A 17,048-nucleotide genomic window follows, 5' to 3' on the forward strand; every position below is an offset into this window, starting at 1 on the left:
TTGACAGTCATCATACGACTACATATTTCGGACCACAAGGCGCACCGCTCGTCTGTGGGATGCGCAACTGCCCCGCAAAAGGTAGTCGTTTTTGCTATTTATGCCTTCACGCATGCCTGTGAGCGTCAGTGGCACTGGCGAAGTGCTATGAAGCACGTTTAAAGTGCCGCGCATGCCCCGCGCCTGCCCCCCTGGAATGAGACGTTCTGCATGGCCGCTGTCCCCCTGCTTATCTGTGATGACTCGAACATGGCGCGCAAGCAGTTGCTGCGCGCGTTGCCCGAGGATTGGGCAGTCTCTGTCACCCAAGCCAGCAATGGCCGGCAAGGGCTCGAGGCGATCCGCCAGGGCCTGGGCCAAGTGGTGCTGCTCGACCTGACCATGCCCGAAATGGACGGCTACCAAGTGCTGGCCGCCCTGCGCGAGGAGGGCCTGGCTGCACGGGTGATCGTGGTCTCTGGCGACGTTCAGGAAGAGGCCGTGCGCCGGGTGATGGCCCTGGGCGCCCTGGCTTTTGTAAAGAAGCCCGCCGAGCCCGAGGAGCTGCGCCGTGTATTGATCCAGTGCGGCGTGTTCGCCCCTGGTGGCCCAGTGCAGGCTGCGCCGCTGGAGGCGGCCAACCAGTTGGTCGGCTTCAATGACGCCTTCCGCGAAACGGTCAACGTGGCCATGGGCCGCGCCGCTGCGTTGCTGGCCAAGGTGCTGGGCGTGTTCGTGCAACTGCCGGTGCCCAACGTCAACGTGCTGGAAGCCGGCGAGCTGCACATGGCGCTGGCCGACGCCCAGGGCGGGCGCCAGCTTACCGCCATCTGCCAGGGCTATATCGGCGGCGGTATCGCCGGCGAGGCGCTGCTGATGTTTCACGACAGCAGCCTGGCCGACATGGCGCGGCTGATGAAGCGTGAGAGCAACGATCATTCGAACATGGAGATGCTGCTGGACTTGTCGTCGATCGTGATCGGCGCCTGCCTGAGCGGCATCGCCGAGCAGGTGGATGTGGTGTTCTCGCAGAGCCACCCGCAGGTGCTGGGCGAGCATGCGCGCATCGATGAGCTGATCCGGGTGAACCAGCAGCGCTGGAAGAAGACCCTGGCCGTCGAGATCAGCTACAGCGTGGAAAACCATGACATCCACTTCGACCTGCTGTTGCTGTTCACCGAAAGTTCGGTGGAGCGGCTGATCGGCAAACTCCAATACCTGATGAGCTGAGCCCATGAGCGCGCCTATTGAACTGACCGAGCTGCATTGGCTGCTAGCGATCACCCAGAGTATCGACGTGGGCGTTGTGGTGTTTGACCGCGACTACCGGGTGAAGGTATGGAACACCTTCATGGAAAACCGCTCCGGGGTGATCCCCCGAGATGCTCAGGGGCGCGTGTTCTTCGATCTGTTTCCGGAGGTTGACCGCGCCTGGTTCTCCAAGCGCGTGGAAAACGTCGCGACCCTCGGCACGCCCTCGTTCACCATCTGGGAACGGCGCCCATACCTGCTGCGCTTCGACAATTACCAGCCCATTACCGGGCAAGAAGCGTTCATGTACCAGAACACCACGCTGTTCCCGCTGCGTTCGACCAACAACCTGGTCGAGCACCTGTGCCTGGTGATCTACGACGTGACCGACGTGGCCACCAACCGCCGGCAACTGCAGCAGGCGAACATCGAGCTGCAGAAGCTCTCCAGCACCGACCGCCTTACCGGCCTGTACAACCGCGGCCACTGGGAAGAAGCGCTCAAACTCGAGTACGCCCGGCACACCCGCTACGGCAATGTCTCATCGCTGATCATGTTCGATATCGACCACTTCAAGAAAATCAACGATACCTATGGCCACCCCGCCGGTGACCGGGTGATCCAGCAAGTCGCCGAAGTCGTTCGCCAACATGTGCGCGATTCCGACATCTGCGGGCGTTACGGGGGTGAGGAGTTCACCCTCTTGCTGCCCGATACCGACAAGGCCGGTGGGCGCATCCTGGCGGAGCGGTTGCGCCAGTCGATCGAGGCGATGGTGGTGGAGCATGAAGGCAAGCTGGTGCAGGTGACCATCAGCCTGGGAGTGGCCGACCTGAGCCGGCCGGCCAGCGAATACAAAGAGCTGATCGAGTGGTCCGACCAAGCGCTTTACGCCGCCAAGCGCGGCGGCCGTAACCGGGTGGCCGTGCACACGTGATTCAGCCGCCAGGGTAGGCTTCGAAGATGGCAGCGTCTGCGCTGCCATAGCCGCCCTCGAAGCGGGCAGGCACCTCGTGCAGGTCGCGGGCTATGCGCTCGATGGCGTCACGCAGCTCCAGGGCCTCCAGCCACGGCTGGGGGATGCCGGTGGCGCCGTGTTTAAGCCCCAACAGGTGCCCGGCGATCAGGCCGGTGCTGTCGCTGTCGCCACTGTGGTTGACCGCCAGAATCACGCCCTCTGCGTACTGCTCTGCAAACAGCGCGCACCACAGGCCGATGGCCAGCGCCTCTTCCCCCACCCACCCGCCACCCAACGCTGCGATGCGTTCTGGGGTAGGGGCGTACCCTCGCGCGTGGAAGGCCAGCACCTGCTCCACTGCGTGCACGGTTTCTTCCATGCCTTCGCGCCCGCGGTGTGCTTGCAGGCTGTGCGCTGCGGCCTGCGCCAGGGGCTGTTCCGGGTGCAGGTACAGGCGCCGCAGCAGGTCGGCGAACAGGCCGGCGCTGAGGTAACCGCTGGGGTGGGCGTGGGTCAGGCGGCCCGTGTCGGCTGCCAGGTCGAAGGCATTGGCGAAGAACGCGCAGGGTGCTACGCGCATGATCGCGCCGCAGCCTTTGGAATCGTTGCTCGGCAAGTCGCCGAAGTGCCTGGCCGAGCGCAGCGCCGTGAGGCAGGTGTTGCCCGGTGCGCGGCGCGCCCACAGGGCGCTTTGCTCGATCAGCCAGCCATCGCGGCTGACCGTGGTGGCGGGGGGCTCACCCTGAGTCAGCAGCCAGCGCAACAGTGAATGGTGCACCACCCCAGGCGGGTGGCAGATGCCCCGGCTGGCGCCGCGCACGTGAGCACGCAGCAAGCCTTCGGCGGTGAACAGCATCATCTGGGTATCGTCGGTGATGCGGCCCAACCCGCCATAGGCCGGCGCCAGGTTACGAATGCCGGCCTCGCCAAAGGCGCTAACGATCGCCGGCCAGGCCATGAACTCCACGGGGGCGCCGAGGGCGTCACCTACGGCGCCGCCCAGCAGGCAGCCGGTGATGCGGTCGATAGGGAGCATGTGCGGATCCTTCTGAACGGTACGTTATGCATCCTACCTGTAACTGGTTGCGTACATCACCCGACATAAATGACAATGAATCTCTTTTACGTCTGCCAGCGACCGCCCATGCCTGATCTGCCTGCCGGTTCCCCTTCACATACCGTGGCCAGCCTGTACAGCGACCACCACGGCTGGTTGCACGCCTGGCTGCGCAAACGCCTTGGCTGCTCGCAGCGGGCTGCCGACATCGCTCAGGATGCCTTCCTGCGCGTGCTGTTGCTGGCCGACCCGCGGCAGATCGGCCAACCCCGCGCCTTCCTGGCGACCACGGCCAACCGCCTGATGATCGACAAGGCCCGGCGCCGGCGTATCGAACAGGCTTACCTGGACGCGCTGGCGGTGCGAGCAGACGAGGCAGCGGTGGCCGACCCGCAGGCGATTCATGCCGCCGTGCAAGCCCTGGATCGGCTCTGCGACATGCTCCAGGGATTGCCGGCAAGGCAGCGTGAAGCTTTCCTGCTCAACCGCCTGGACGGTCTGGGGTATGCCCAGATCGCCGAGCGGCTTGGGGTCTCGAGCAGCACGGTCAAGCAGTACATCGCCAAGGTGCTGGTGCATTGCTACGCCGTCGTGCATGGGCCAGGTAGCCTATGAGCGCCTTCGAGCCCACCGAGCAGATGATCGCCGAGGCCGCGCTGTGGATGGCGCAGTTGCAGGATGAGCACGCCGATGCGCAGGTGCACCGAGGTTTCGAGGCCTGGCGTGCCCAGCACCCCGGCCATGCGTTGGCCGCGCAGCGCATGCAGGCCTTGTGGGGCCAGTTCGAGCCGGCGCACGGGGCGGCGGGGCGCGCCGCTTTCAAACGAGGCCTGAGCCCCTCGAAGCGGCTGGGCGCCCGCAGCCTGCTCGGGCTGGTCGGGATGGCCAGCCTGGCCTGGGCCCTGCACGGCGAAGTGCCGGTGTGGCTGGCAGACCAGCGCACCGGTGTAGGGGAGCGCAGCGAAGTTACCTTGGCCGACGGCAGCCGCGTTCAGCTCAACAGCGATTCAGCGATCGACATTCACCTCAACGGGCACCAGCGAGTGATCGAGCTCGTGCGTGGCGAGGTCTGGGTCATCGTTGCCAAAGATCCCAGCCGGCCCTTCGTGGTGCGCACCGAGCAAGGCAGTGTGACTGCGTTGGGCACGCGTTTTGTGGTCCGAAGGGAGGGGGCCGAGGCGACGCGTGTCAGCGTCGTGGAATCGGCGGTGGCCGCCCAGGCCAATGGCGAGGCACCTGTACGGGTTGCCGCTGGGCAGTGGGCACTGTTGCAGGGTGGGCAGGTCAGCACGCCACAGCGCCAGGCTGGCGTTGACCCGGCGGGCTGGACGCGCGGTGTGCTAAGCCTGAGCAACGCGCCGTTGGTGGAGGTGCTCGACGAGCTTGCCCGTTATCGCCACGGCCTGCTCGCCTACGACCGCCAGGCCCTTGCCAACCTGCGAGTGTCGGGCGTGTTTCGCCTGGACGACACCGATGCGGCCTTGCAGGCCCTGGCCGACAACTTGCCGATAGATGTCAGCCATGTAACCCAATGGTATGCCTCCGTTAAACCACGCAAAAGCGAGAGCAAATAAAAAGCACTCGCATTCTCTGTCCCTTTTTCGTGGCTGTGCGTCTTGGTGAAAGAAGCCATCTCTGTCACCAAAGGAATCCCCATGCTGCGCCCCGCCACTGCTTTGCATCCGCTGGCCCTGAGCCTGCTGCTGGCCTGTGCCCTGCCCACTGCGCAGGCTGCCGAACCGCATGCCTTTACTTTCAACGTGCCCGCCGGCGATCTGGCCCAAGCCCTCAATCGCTTTGCCGAGCAAGCGGGCCTCGCGCTGGCCTTCGACCCGGCCCTGGTGCAGGGGCGCCGCAGCTCGGGGCTGGCCGGTAGCCATTCCACAGCGCAAGGCATCACCCAGTTGCTGGCCGGCACGGGCTTGCAGGCCACGCCCCTTGCCAGTGGCCGTTACCGGATCGAGCCGGTGCCTGAAGCCAGCGGCGATACGCTGATGTTGCAGGCCACCGACATCTCCGCCACCTACGCCAGTGAGAGCCCGACCGGGCCGGTGGCCGGTTTCGTTGCCAAGCGCAGCCTGGCCGGCACCAAGACCGACACCCCGCTGATCGAAACACCCCAATCGATCTCGGTAGTCACCAAGGACCAGATGCGGGCGCAGAATGCAGAATCCCTGGGCCAGGTGCTGCGCTACTCTGCCGCCGTGGTACCGGAGACGCGCGGCGCCACGGCCTCACGCCTGGACCTGCTGACCATCCGCGGCTTTTCACCCTCGCTGTACCTCGATGGCCTGAAGCTGCCTGGCAGCCGCGACGCTGCCCCGCAGCTGGACGCCTTCGACCTGGAGCGGGTCGACGTGCTGCGCGGCCCGGCCTCGGTGCTCTATGGGCAGGGCACACCGAGCGGGGTGGTGAACATGGTGAGCAAGCGGCCCACTCGCGAGCCGTTCCATGAAGTGGGCGTGGAGTACGGCACCTTTCAGAAGCAACGCACCACCTTCGACCTGTCTGGGCCAATCGACGAGCAGGGGGTGTTCGCCTACCGGGTTTCGGGCCTCTACGACAGCGCCGATGGCCAGGTGGAGCATACCGAAACCGAGCGCCGGGCGATTTCCGCATCCCTTGCCTGGCGCCCCAGCGACGATACCTCGCTGACGCTGCTGGGCCGTTTCCAGAAAGACCCCAAGGGCGCGTCCTACGGTTCGCTGCCCTCGCAAGGGGTGGTGCTGCCCAACCCCAACGGCCACATCGACGTGGACCGCTACGATGGCGACAAGCACTTCGAGAAAAGCGACCGCGAGAATTATTCGGTCGGCTACCTGTTCGAGCACCACTTCAACGACACCTTCACCCTGCGCCAGAACGCCCGCTACATGCGCGCTGAGGGCCTGTACCGCAGCCTCTACAGTGGCGGCTTCCCCAAGGACGCCAACGGCAACATCACTGACTACCGCAACGTTCAGCGCTCCACGATCGCGTCGGACGTGAACATCGACGCCTATGCGCTGGATAACCAGCTGCAGGCCACGTTCGGCACCGGGCCGGTCGCGCATACCCTGCTGCTGGGGGCCGATTACCAGTACACCAGCACCGACACCCTGTCAGGCTCAGGCCCCTATCTAGGTGCGCCGGGCCTCGACCTCTACAACCCGGTGTACGGCGGCGCCATCCCGGTGCCGGCCTACACCAGCGCAGCGACGGCGCGTAGCCAGCAGAAGGGCCTGTACCTGCAAGAGCAGATGAAATGGGATCGCTGGGTGTTGCTGCTCGGTGGCCGCTACGATTGGGCCAACAACCACAACACCTCCAGCAACCTGAACACCGGCCGCAAGACCCGCAGCAGCCTGGACAGCGAAGCCTTCACCGGCCGCGCGGGCCTGGTGTATCTGTTCGACAACGGCCTGGCGCCGTACATCAGCTATTCGGAGTCGTTCGAGCCCCAGTCGGGCACCGGTTACGGTGGCGCGCCGTTCAAGCCCACCGAAGGCAAGCAGTACGAGCTGGGCATCAAGTACCAACCGCCGGGCAGCAACAGCTTCATCAGCGCGGCGGTGTTCGACCTGCGCCGGCAGAACCTGACCACCCTCGACCCCGACCCGAGCCACCTGTGCAACGGCAGCCGCTGCAACGTTCAGGCCGGTGAAGTGCGCTCGCGAGGCTTCGAGCTCGAAGGCAAGGCCAGCCTCACCAACAACATCGACCTGACCGCCAGCTACGCCTACCTCGACAACCGCTTCAGCAAGTCCAACACCACCAGCGGCGCAGGCGCCAAGGGCAACACGCCTTATGGCATCCCGCGGCACACCGCATCGGCCTGGGCCGACTACCTGTTCCACGAGGGCCCGCTGCAAGGTTTCGGCTTCGGCGCCGGGGTGCGCTACGTCAGCTCCACCACCGACGACCCCAACACCTTCAAGGTGCCCGGCTATACGTTGGTCGACGCGGCCGTGCACTACGACATCCCGCATGTCTACACCGCGGGCGACAACCTGCGCCTGGCGGTGAACGCCACCAACCTCGAGAACAAGACCTACGTGAGCAGTTGCTACTCCAGCGACTGGTGCTGGTACGGTTCGCAGCGCACTGTGCAGGCCAGCGCCACCTACCAGTGGTGAGGGCTCACAGCGTTTTGAGCATGTGATGGGTTTGCCACACCGGTTCGGCCTCGGCCAGCAGGGTGTGAAAGCCCTGGCGCTCCCAGAAGCCGATCGCACCTGGCAGGAAGGGGTGAGTGTGCAGGTAGAGCTGCCTTACCCCACACGCCAGCGCCTGTTGCTGCAGGCGCTGGAACAACGCACTGCCCAGCCCCGCACGGCGCAGCTGCGGCAGCACATACAGGCGCACCACCTCGGCGCAGCCCTCAGGCGGCACATCCAACGCAGCGAAGCGGCCATCGTAGGGGCGGTAGGCAATGCTGCCGATCACTTCGCCCTCTGGTGTGCGCGCCAGCACAAAGCAGGCGCCGGCGCGGCAATAGGTCGCAGCGAAGTTGGCCAGGTCTGCCGGCATGCCAGGGCTCGCCGTACGCTCGGCGAACAGCTCACGCCAGGCCCTGTGGGCGAATGCCACGGCCTCATCGGTGCTGGTGCTGCTGGAACCGACCACTTCGAACATGCTGCCTCCTGTTGATTCAGCGGGCAGGGTGCGCTGGCCGGCGGTGTTCAGGCAAGCCCGGCGATGGTATGTTGCGCGCCATGTTCTGCCCCCGCCCCTCGCGCGCCCTGGCCACCTGGCTGCTGCTGGCGCTGATCCTGTTCAATGGCTTGGCCTGTTCGATCGGCCACGGCCAGATGCTGGCTGCGCCCGCTTCCGGAGCACACGCCGGGCATGAAATGGCAGGTATGGCGGGCATGGACATGGGCAAGAGCGCGGCCCATGGTTTGAAGTCACCCTTCGAAGACTGCTTTTTCGCCGGCAGTGTGCCGCTGGCGATCTTCGTGTTCGCCGCGTTGGGCTGGCTGGCGCGCCATCGCCCGCGGCGCGCGCCCCGCCGAGCCTTGGGCGCGCTGGCGCCACCGCGCTGGTTGCTGCCGGCCCTCAACCCCCAGGCGCCCTGACGCCAACCTCGCATTCGTTCGATCACACCTGATGCTATCGACGCGCGTGGCCGTGGCTGCGCGCCTGTGAGGAATATCGCCATGGCTCAAGCCAGCGTTTCACCTGTGCACGCCCTGCTGCGGCGTTTGCACTTCTACATCGGCCTGTTCGTAGGCCCGTTTCTGTTCATTGCCGCCCTGACCGGGGTGGCCTATGCCCTCACGCCACAGCTGGAACGGTGGCTGTACGCCGAGGCGCTCTATACGCCAAGCCAGGGCCAGCCACTGCCGCTGGCCGAGCAGGTGCAGCGTGCGCGCGACGAACTGCCAGCCGAGTTTGCGGTAGCGGCCGTGCGGCCTGCCAGTGCGCCAGGCCACACCACCCGCGTGATGTTCAGCGTGCCTGGCCTGGGGGCCTCGGAAAACCGCGCGCTGTTCATCGACCCGGTAACAGGGGAGGTGCGCGGCGACATGAAGGTCTACGGCACCAGCGGCGTGCTGCCACTGCGTACCTGGCTCGACCAGGTGCACCGCGGCCTGCTGCTGGGTGACGCCGGGCGCCTTTACAGCGAGCTGGCAGCCTCCTGGCTGTGGGTAGTGGCGTTGGGTGGCCTGTACCTGTGGTGGCGGCGCCCCCCTGCAAAGGGCCGGCGTGGTGGGCTTCGTGCCTTGCACAGCAGCACCGGGCTGTGGCTGCTGCTGGGGCTGATGTTCTTCTCCGCTACCGGGCTGACCTGGTCGCAGTACGCAGGCGACAACATCGGCGTGCTGCGCAACCAGTTCGGCATGGGCACGCCCAGCGTCAACACCACCTTGGCTGCCGATCCACATGCCCAGCACAGCGGCGGCGAGCATGCCGAGCATCACATGGCGATGCCCATGGTTGGCCAGGCGCCTGCGCTGAAGCCTGCGTTGTTCGACCAGGCCCTGGCCGCCGCCCGCGCAGCCGGCCTGCACGCAGGCAAGATCGAGATCCGCCCGGCACTGGCCGCCGGCAAAGCCTGGACCGTCACCGAAATCGACCGCGGCTGGCCTACCCATGTCGACGCTGTCGCCATCGACCCAAGCGACCTGCGCATCGTCGACCGCACTGAGTTCGAACACTTCCCGCTGGCGGCCAAACTCACCCGTTGGGGGATCGACGCACACATGGGTTCGCTGTTCGGCGTGGCCAACCAGGTGCTGCTGGTGGTGGTTGGCACTGGCCTGGCGGCGATGGTGGTGATGGGTTACCTGATGTGGTGGCGCCGGCGCCCGGCGTTGCGCCAAGGGCCTACCCTGATAGACGCCTGGCGCGCCATGGGCCGGGCCGGGCAGGGCGGTTGGGTGCTGGCGGCGGTGCTGTTGGGGGTGAGCCTGCCGGTGCTGGGCGTGAGCCTGGTGCTGTTGCTGGTGGTCGATGGCTGGCTGACGCTCCGGCCTGCGGCGCAACCGGCGTTGGGGTAAAAGCCATGCTCGCAGGCCGTGCGCCCAGCCGCGCGGCGTGCGAGCAGCGAGCTTTCAGCGCACCTTCACCCCAGGCACCGCGTTACATGCTTGACGCTCTGGTACGCCGCCAACCCCCAGGGCCCCAGCTCACGGCCAATGCCGCTGCCCTTGGTGCCGCCCCATGAGGTTTCGACGAACACGGCCTGCGCCGAATTGATCCACACATGGCCTACCTCCAGCGCCGCCGCGACGCGCTCAGCGCGGGCAAGGTCGGCACTGGCGACGGTGGCCACCAGGCCGAAGCGGCTATCGTTGGCCATGGCGATGGCCTGCGCTTCATCATCGAAGCGCTGAGCGCAGAGCACCGGGCCGAAGATTTCTTCATTCCATAACCGGCTGGTGCTCGGCACCTCGGCGTACAGCGCCGGCCGTACGAACCAACCTGTGCCTTGCTCGACGTAGCCACCGGCCAGGCAGTGAAGGCCTTCTTTGCGAGCGATGGCCAGGTAAGCCTTGACCCTGTCGAACTGCGCCCGGCAACTCAGTGGCCCCAGCGCCTCCCCCAGTTCCATCGCCTCCAGCGCCTGCGCCAGGCGCATCAGCAACGCGTCGGCGATAGCGGCGTGCACCAGCAAGCGCGAGGTCGCCGAGCACATCTGCCCCGCGTTCCAGCACAGCCCGGCGATGATCCATTCCACCGCCTGGTCCAGCGCACAATCCTCGAACACGATGATCGCTGACTTGCCGCCCAGCTCCAGCGTAACCGGCCGGCAAAACTGAGCGCTGGCCTGCATCACCAGGCGCCCGGTGGCATTGCTGCCCGTGAAGGAAAGCTTGTCCAGGCCGGGGTGCTCGGCCAGCGCGCGCCCGGTGGTGGCCTGGCCGTTGACGATGTTCAGCACCCCGGCCGGCAGGCCCAGCTGCTCAGCTATCTGGCCGTAGGCAAGCTCGGCCAGAGGGGTGACATCCGAGGGCTTGAGCACCACGGTGCAGCCTGCGGCCAGCGCCGGGGCAAGCTTCCAGGCGCTGGTCACGAGCGGAAAGTTCCACGGCACGATCAACCCCACCACGCCCAGCGGGTCGCGGTGGGCCGTGGCGCGGAAACCCTCCACTGCCAGCGCCACCTCGCCCACTTCGGCCTGTTGCTCGATCAGGTTGGCGTAATAGTTGAAGGTGGCGATCGCATCGTCCAGGTCAACCTGCGCTTCATGGCGCGGTTTACCGTTGTTGCGCATCTGCAGGGCCAGCAGCGCTTGGCTGCGGGCGCTGAGCTGTTCGGCGAACCCCCGCAGCAACGCGGCGCGTTCGGCCACCGGTGTGGCCTTCCAGCCAGGTAGCGCGGCGCGGGCAGCGGCCACGGCCTGGTCGACCTGTGCGGGGCTGGCACTGCGCAGCTCGGCAAAAGGCTGGCCTACCCTGGGGTCGAACACGCTGATGCAGCCCTCGCCTTGGCCCTCGGCCCACTGGCCATCGATGAAATGCGGATGGTTCATTGCAGGGACGCCTCGAAGGTCGGGCGCGCGGGGGCCTGGCAGCGCACCCAGCGCGGGCCGGCCGGGCCATACACCGCGGCAGGCTCAGGGAAAAGGTTGAGCAAGGCCAGGTACAGCAGCCCGGCCAGGCCCAGTGTCAGCGGCAGGCTGATGTCGATGCCGCCGGCAAGCTGGCCCAATGGGCCGACGAACTGCCCCGGCAGGTTGACGAAGCACAGCCCCAGCGCTGCGCTCGGAATCCAAGCGCCCAGCCCGCGCCAGTTCCAACCATGGTGGAACCAGTAGCGGCCGCCGCGCAGGCCACGGGTGAACACTTGCAGGTCGTCGGCATCGTAGAAGCCGCGGCGGGTGACCAGGCCCAGCATCATGATCACCATCCAGGGGCTGGTGCAGGTCACGATCAGCACGGCAAAGGTGGACACGCTCTGCACCAGGTTGAAGCTGAAGCGGCCGATGAAGATGAAGGCGATGGCGACCACGCCAATCAACAAGGTCGCGCGGGCGCGGCTGAGCAGGTTGGGAAAGATGCTCGACATGTCCAGGCCCGTGCCATAGAGCGCGGTGGTCCCGGTGGACATCCCGCCGATCACCGCGATCAGGCATACCGGCAGGAAGAACCAGCCCGGCGAGATCGCCAGCAGCCCGCCTACATAGTTGTTGGCCTCGATGTACTGCGGTGCCTGGCTCGCCACCAGCGTGGCAGTGCACAGGCCGAACAGGAACGGGATCAAGGTCGCCGCTTGTGCGGCGATCACCGCCAGCATGATGCGGCGCTTGGGTGTTTCACGCGGGATGTAGCGCGACCAATCGCCCAAAAAGGCCCCGAACGACACCGGGTTGCTCATCGCCAGCAGCGCCGCGCCCACGAACGCAGCCCAGAAACCCGGCTGGCCCAGCGCCGTGCTGCCGGCAAAGCCTGCGTCGAACGGCCCGGCAAAGGCCGCGATGCCCAGCAGGAACAGCAGGCTCGAGGCCCACACGGCGATCTTGTTCACCCACAGCATGAAGCGAAAGCCGACGATGCATACCAGCAGCACCAGCACCGCGAACAGCCCGTAGGCCACGCCCAGGCTTGCGTTGTTTTCCGGCAGCCCCACCAAGCGTTGGGCACCGCCGACCAAGGCGTCGCCCGAGCTCCACACCGACAGCGAGAAGAACGCCACGGCGGTGAGCAGCGACAGGAACGAGCCGACGATGCGCCCGTGCACCCCGAAATGCGCCCCCGACGACACTGCGTTGTTGGTGCCGTTAAGCGCACCGAACAGGCCCATCGGTGCGAGGATCAAGGCACCGGTGAACACGCCCAGGATGATCGCCCATAGCCCCGCCTGGAACGACAACCCGAACAGCACCGGGAAGCTGCCCAGCACGGCCGTGGAAAAGGTATTGGCGCCGCCGAAGATCAGCCGGAACAGGTCCAGCGGGGCCGCGTTGCGCTGGTTGGCCGGGATCTGCTCGACCCCGAAGGTTTCGATACGCGAGGAGTGGCTCATGGTTGCTCCGTTGCCTGTCACGGTTGTTTTTATCGAGTGCTTGGCAGTGCGGCAGGGCCGCTAAGTACAGCTTTTTCATTGTTCTAAGGATGCAGCGGTGGGCGGGCGCGTTAGCCGCGCCCCTGGCTCAACTGGCGGGCACCCCCGAGAGGTGCTCATGAAAGGCCACCCAGCGCTCGCCCTCCAGGCGGAACACGATAGTTTCACGTTCCTGCAACTGATGCTCTTCGCCCGCCAGCCTCAGGTGCGTCTCGACGCGGTGGGTGAACACCGCGACCTCACCGTGCACCATCACCTGCCCATCGCTGGAGCGGCATCCCAGTACGTGGAACCCGTCGCGTTCCCAGCCTTGCCACAGCGCGCGGTAGGCCGCGAGGCTGCCCAGCGCCTGCGGCAGGCTATGGAAAATGAACGTCGCATCGGCGCTGAAGCAGGCGAAATAGGCGTCGGTGTCATGGGCGCCGAAAGCCTGCACCAGTTCAGCCGCCGCTTTGATCACGGCTTCTTCGTGGCTCATCGGCGCAGCACCCCTGGCAGCACGCAGAGCATTTCATACAGCAGGTTCGCGCCCAGCAGTGCGGTGTTGCCGCTGGTGTCGTAGGGCGGCGACACCTCCACCAGGTCACAACCCACAAGGTCCAGGCCTTGGCAGCCGCGGATGATCTCAAGGGCCTGAATAGTGGTCAGCCCACCCACCTCAGGGGTGCCCGTGCCGGGTGCCCAGGCCGGGTCGATGCCGTCGATGTCGAACGACAGGTACACCGGCCCACCGCCCACCTGCTCGCGCACTTCGGCCATCAAGGGCGCCAATGAGCGGTGCCAGCATTCTTCGGCTTGTACCACGCGAAAACCTTGCTTGCGGCTCCAGTTGAAGTCCTCACTGGTGTAGCCCTGGGCGCGCAGGCCGATCTGCACCACACGCTGGCTGTCGAGCAGGCCTTCTTCCTGGGCGCGTCGGAAGGTGGTGCCGTGGGCGATTTTCTCACCGAACATGTGGTCGTTGACGTCGGCATGAGCATCGATGTGCACAAGGCCGACCTTGCCGTGCTTCTTCTTGATGGCCCGCAGGATGGGCAGGGTGAGGGTGTGGTCGCCGCCGAGGGTGAGCGGGGTGATGCCATGCGCCAGGATGCGGTCGTACTCTGCCTCGATGATGCGCACCGCCTCGGCAAGGTTGAAGGTATTGATGGGCACATCGCCGATGTCGGCCACGTTCAGTGAGTCGAACGGCGCGGCGCCGGTGGCCATGTTGTAGGGGCGGATCATCACCGATTCAGCGCGGATCTGCCGGGGGCCGAACCGGGTGCCGGAGCGCAGCGAGGTGCCGATGTCTAGAGGGATGCCGACGAAGGCGGCGTCCAGTGCGGCGAGCGCTTCGGGGGCTTGCACATGGGGCAGGCGCAGCATGGTAGCAATGCCGCCGAAACGGGGCATTTCGTTGCCGCCCAGGGGCTGGTGGAAGGTGTTGTCCACGGTCGGGCCTCAGCGTGTCATGGGTTTTGTCGGCCGATTGTGGGCAGCCTGGTTGCGAGAAAAAATCGGCTACGGCAAATAATCAGTTCAGAGATTTCTGAACTATCGGCGTACACTCGCAGGCCTCTGCCGATGCCTACGTTCTCGCCATGGCCAGCCCCACCCCCGACCTCAAGCTGCTGCGCATCTTCGCCACCGTCGTGCGCCACCAAGGTTTCGCCGCCGCCCAGCAGGCGCTGAACCTGTCGACCTCGGCCATCAGTACCTACATGAGCCAGCTCGAAGGCCAGCTCGGCATCGTGCTCTGCCATCGCGGCCGAGGCGGCTTCCGCCTGACCAGCAAGGGCGAGCTGTTCCATCAGGAAACCCAGCGCCTGCTGGCCGAGCTTGAAAGCTTCGAACGCTACAGCGCAGCGCTCAAGGGTGAGCTGCGCGGCACGCTGAATTTGGGCGTGCTCGACTCCACCGTCAGCGACCCGGCCCTGCCACTGGCCGAAGTCATCGGTGCCTACAGCCAGGAGCACCCCGCCGTGCACCTGCACCTGGCAGTGCTCAGCCCCGCCGAGCTGCAACTGGGGCTGCTGGAAAACCGCCTGGATCTGGCCATCGGCGCCTTCTCCGTGCGCACCAACGGCTTGCACTACCAGCCGCTTTACCGCGAACAGCACTGGCTGTACTGCAGCGACCGCCACCCATTGTTCAGCGAACGCGGCATCCCGGCGGAAGTCATCACCCAGCAACGGATGGTCGGGCGCGGTTACTGGACCCAAGCCGAGCTCGCCCGCCACGGCTTTCGCCACAGCGCCGCGACAGTGGAATCAATGGAGGCGCAGCTGATTCTCGTGCTCTCCGGCGCCTACATCGGCTACCTGCCCGAGCACCATGCGCAGCCCTGGGTGGACCGGGGCCGGCTCAAAGTGCTACTGCCCGGCACCTTCGGCTACCAGGCACCTTTTGCCCTGGCCCTGCGCCGCGGGCGTGCACGCGAGCCGCTGATCCAGAGTTTCAGGGACCGGCTGAAGGCGGAGTTGGGGTAAGAGCGCTCAGGGCGCCGTTGTGGACTCACGGTCAATGGCCGCTGGCCACTTCACCTCCGGCGCCCAGCGGCGCAAGGGGCTGTACCAGACCAACTCGTTGGCGTCGCGCGGTGTGTCGAAGGGAGGCAGGGCGTCGGGGCCTTTTTCCATGTAGGTGTGGACGTAGAGCCAAGGGTCTTCGGAGAGCGTGTTGTAAATCAAGGGAAAGCGATCAATGACTTCGTTTGTGCCCGGTTTCACGATTGCGAGCATCGTGCCGCACCTGTAGTGCTCGCCGGCCCCGCGCGCCCAAAGCTCCGCTCTGACCTGTGACCATTCGTAGGCGACGATCTCAACGGGCCATGAACCCCAAGGATTCCACCCGCAGTGCTTGAAGTTGTACGCATAGACTCTTTGACGCGCGCGATTGAATCGAATGGGTTCGTTTCGGGGGGCGCTGAAATCCAGTCGGTATGCCATCATGACTGTGAAGCTCATAACCACGATGGAGAGTATGTCGAGAGCCAGTGAAGTGATGCTCGGCGAAAGGAGATTACGGTAGATCGTTTGTACTTCAAGAAAACACATTGGCAGCATTAACAATAGTAGTAATACGCCAAAGCCGCGAAAAGAAAAGCTATGTCTTGGGACCTCAACGTATATGTCATTTCTATAAAGAGGGTATTCCGCATTTTCCGGGGTGCGGTGAGCAACGGCTCTCGGTGCAGCCAGATCAGCTTTCCAACCTTTGGTCGGGGGTAGTAGGGCTGGAGTGCTTACAGGTTTATCAGGTTGTTGGGAAAGCATGAAATTCACTACTCGATGTTATGATCAGTGGCTGCGAGTGGTATGTGGCATCTGGCCAGAAGTTAACTACAATCTCCACGGACTTCAGAAGGTGCCTTTTTCTCAATAACAGTCCTCCTTCTATAATTAATAACTTGTCTTCAAAGCGCTCCTGGTGCATTTTGATCCCGTGTTTACTTTGATCCAAAGCGGCCACTTCGCTTGTATCAGTGAGGACGAATTCTCCTTGGTATTCTGATCGGGCTATCAGCGCCTTAGGCCCCCTATCGAAACTCTTATCGTAAATTTCGAAGGAGTAACGTGACGTTGTTTTGCTGTAATCAGGTAGCTTTATTCTGTAGCTCAGTATGTCTCGGTTGGAGAATTCAGGGCCGCCCACCACAGCAGGCAATGGTCTTGTTTTTTCTGAAGCACCTTCACTGATGAAAGTGGATTGCTTGTACGTATACGCGGCTGCACCTATGTAGGCCACATTGAGCTCGTTCACTGATAACGCTGATTGCTCAGCGGTCAGCCACACCCTATTAGTTGCAGGTAATCCCCAAACGCATTTTCTTGCCCATATTTCCATTGGTGAGGACTGCTGGGATTTTGCGTAGGAGACTAGGCCGTAAGTAATTAAAGCAATAAACAGTCCTATTCCCAACCAGCCAACTAAGAATCCACCGACATAGGCTGCATAAATTAAGGAGCCCGTTGAACCTAAGGCTGTAAAGATTGCAATGTTATACACTCCAGCAGCTTTGTGATCTCCAGCCAGCGCAAGGCGATTTGCTATAATCCGATATTGTATCCCATCCATCACTCCAGCGAGCGCAGCCACAATTCCTCCAACTTTGACGAGTCCTTCACCTACGACCAATGCATCTTTTCCCCGGATGCTTATCCACTGGGGCCGTACCGCCTTCACCGCAAACCCCGCCGCCTCTACCCCTATCCCAATCACTCCCAACGTCGCCGACCCCACCGCCGCCAGCGCCTCCGCGCGTTCATCACTGGCCACCTCCAACAACGCCTTGTGGTTGCGCATCAAGCTGTCCTGCTGAAACCACAACCC

At 64.5% G+C, this 17,048-nt stretch carries 16 protein-coding genes; 8 read left to right on the top strand and 8 right to left on the bottom strand.

Annotation, left to right across the window (positions count from 1 at the left end):
- Positions 1–210: 210 nt before the first annotated feature.
- Together F474_RS22145 and F474_RS22150 are read left to right on the top strand one after the other, a co-directional pair.
- Complete coding sequence (locus F474_RS22145; protein ID WP_097089641.1) at positions 211–1,209, top strand: response regulator; 999 nt, start codon at positions 211–213, stop codon at positions 1,207–1,209.
- Between the two features lie 4 nt (positions 1,210–1,213).
- The gene (locus F474_RS22150; RefSeq protein ID WP_097089643.1) at positions 1,214–2,167 is read left to right on the top strand and encodes a sensor domain-containing diguanylate cyclase; all 954 of its coding nucleotides are present in this window, start codon (positions 1,214–1,216) and stop codon (positions 2,165–2,167) included.
- A gap of 1 nt (position 2,168) precedes the next feature.
- Here F474_RS22150 and F474_RS22155 read toward each other — a convergent pair whose 3' ends face one another.
- Entirely contained in the window at positions 2,169–3,224 is a 1,056-nt protein-coding gene (locus tag F474_RS22155; RefSeq protein WP_097089645.1) for an ADP-ribosylglycohydrolase family protein, read from the bottom strand.
- Positions 3,225–3,332: 108 nt separating this feature from the next.
- On the opposite strand from F474_RS22155, the gene F474_RS22160 reads away from it, so the two are divergent.
- The 3 genes from F474_RS22160 (at position 3,333) to F474_RS22170 (ending at position 7,360) form a co-directional block, all read left to right on the top strand.
- Positions 3,333–3,860: a sigma-70 family RNA polymerase sigma factor gene (locus tag F474_RS22160; RefSeq protein ID WP_097089647.1), complete on the top strand. Its 528-nt coding sequence runs from the start codon at positions 3,333–3,335 to the stop codon at positions 3,858–3,860.
- Positions 3,857–4,819, top strand: coding sequence for a FecR family protein (locus F474_RS22165; RefSeq protein WP_097089649.1), 963 nt, complete (start codon positions 3,857–3,859; stop codon positions 4,817–4,819). Before F474_RS22160 ends, F474_RS22165 begins: the two co-directional genes overlap by 4 nt.
- An 81-nt stretch (positions 4,820–4,900) precedes the next feature.
- Positions 4,901–7,360 carry a TonB-dependent siderophore receptor gene (locus F474_RS22170; RefSeq protein WP_097089652.1) on the top strand — a complete coding sequence of 820 codons (2,460 nt, stop codon included), beginning with the start codon at positions 4,901–4,903 and terminating at the stop codon, positions 7,358–7,360.
- Between the two features lie 4 nt (positions 7,361–7,364).
- Here the strand turns inward: F474_RS22170 and F474_RS22175 are convergent, their stop codons facing one another.
- On the bottom strand, positions 7,365–7,859 hold the full coding sequence (locus F474_RS22175; protein ID WP_097089654.1) for a GNAT family N-acetyltransferase: 495 nt from the start codon (positions 7,857–7,859) through the stop codon (positions 7,365–7,367).
- An 80-nt stretch (positions 7,860–7,939) separates the two neighbouring features.
- On the opposite strand from F474_RS22175, the gene F474_RS22180 reads away from it, so the two are divergent.
- Both F474_RS22180 and F474_RS22185 read left to right on the top strand, forming a co-directional pair.
- The gene (locus F474_RS22180; RefSeq protein ID WP_097089678.1) at positions 7,940–8,302 is read left to right on the top strand and encodes a DUF2946 family protein; all 363 of its coding nucleotides are present in this window, start codon (positions 7,940–7,942) and stop codon (positions 8,300–8,302) included.
- A gap of 81 nt (positions 8,303–8,383) precedes the next feature.
- The gene (locus F474_RS22185; protein ID WP_097089657.1) at positions 8,384–9,727 is read left to right on the top strand and encodes a PepSY domain-containing protein; all 1,344 of its coding nucleotides are present in this window, start codon (positions 8,384–8,386) and stop codon (positions 9,725–9,727) included.
- A gap of 65 nt (positions 9,728–9,792) precedes the next feature.
- Here F474_RS22185 and F474_RS22190 read toward each other — a convergent pair whose 3' ends face one another.
- The 4 genes from F474_RS22190 to speB all read right to left on the bottom strand — a co-directional run bounded on the left by F474_RS22190 (position 9,793) and on the right by speB (position 14,168).
- The gene (locus tag F474_RS22190) at positions 9,793–11,202 is read right to left on the bottom strand and encodes an aldehyde dehydrogenase family protein (RefSeq protein ID WP_097089659.1); all 1,410 of its coding nucleotides are present in this window, start codon (positions 11,200–11,202) and stop codon (positions 9,793–9,795) included.
- Positions 11,199–12,695, bottom strand: coding sequence for a cytosine permease (locus F474_RS22195; RefSeq protein WP_097089661.1), 1,497 nt, complete (start codon positions 12,693–12,695; stop codon positions 11,199–11,201). The genes F474_RS22190 and F474_RS22195 overlap by 4 nt, the downstream gene beginning before the upstream one ends.
- A gap of 127 nt (positions 12,696–12,822) precedes the next feature.
- Positions 12,823–13,212: a nuclear transport factor 2 family protein gene (locus tag F474_RS22200; RefSeq protein ID WP_097089664.1), complete on the bottom strand. Its 390-nt coding sequence runs from the start codon at positions 13,210–13,212 to the stop codon at positions 12,823–12,825.
- On the bottom strand, positions 13,209–14,168 hold the full coding sequence (speB, locus tag F474_RS22205; RefSeq protein ID WP_097089666.1) for an agmatinase: 960 nt from the start codon (positions 14,166–14,168) through the stop codon (positions 13,209–13,211). The genes F474_RS22200 and speB overlap by 4 nt, the downstream gene beginning before the upstream one ends.
- Positions 14,169–14,317: 149 nt before the next feature.
- On the opposite strand from speB, the gene F474_RS22210 reads away from it, so the two are divergent.
- On the top strand, positions 14,318–15,205 hold the full coding sequence (locus F474_RS22210; protein ID WP_097089669.1) for a LysR family transcriptional regulator: 888 nt from the start codon (positions 14,318–14,320) through the stop codon (positions 15,203–15,205).
- 6 nt (positions 15,206–15,211) lie between these two features.
- On the opposite strand, the gene F474_RS23400 is transcribed toward F474_RS22210, so the two are convergent.
- Both F474_RS23400 and F474_RS22220 read right to left on the bottom strand, forming a co-directional pair.
- On the bottom strand, positions 15,212–15,991 hold the full coding sequence (locus F474_RS23400) for a DUF6708 domain-containing protein (protein WP_371919438.1): 780 nt from the start codon (positions 15,989–15,991) through the stop codon (positions 15,212–15,214).
- The coding region (locus F474_RS22220) for a hypothetical protein (protein ID WP_218275576.1) at positions 15,972–17,048 on the bottom strand (1,077 nt) is incomplete at its 5' end. The genes F474_RS22220 and F474_RS23400, both read right to left, overlap by 20 nt.

This window comes from Pseudomonas sp. URIL14HWK12:I12 (genome assembly GCF_003097135.1).
GTDB lineage: Bacteria > Pseudomonadota > Gammaproteobacteria > Pseudomonadales > Pseudomonadaceae > Aquipseudomonas.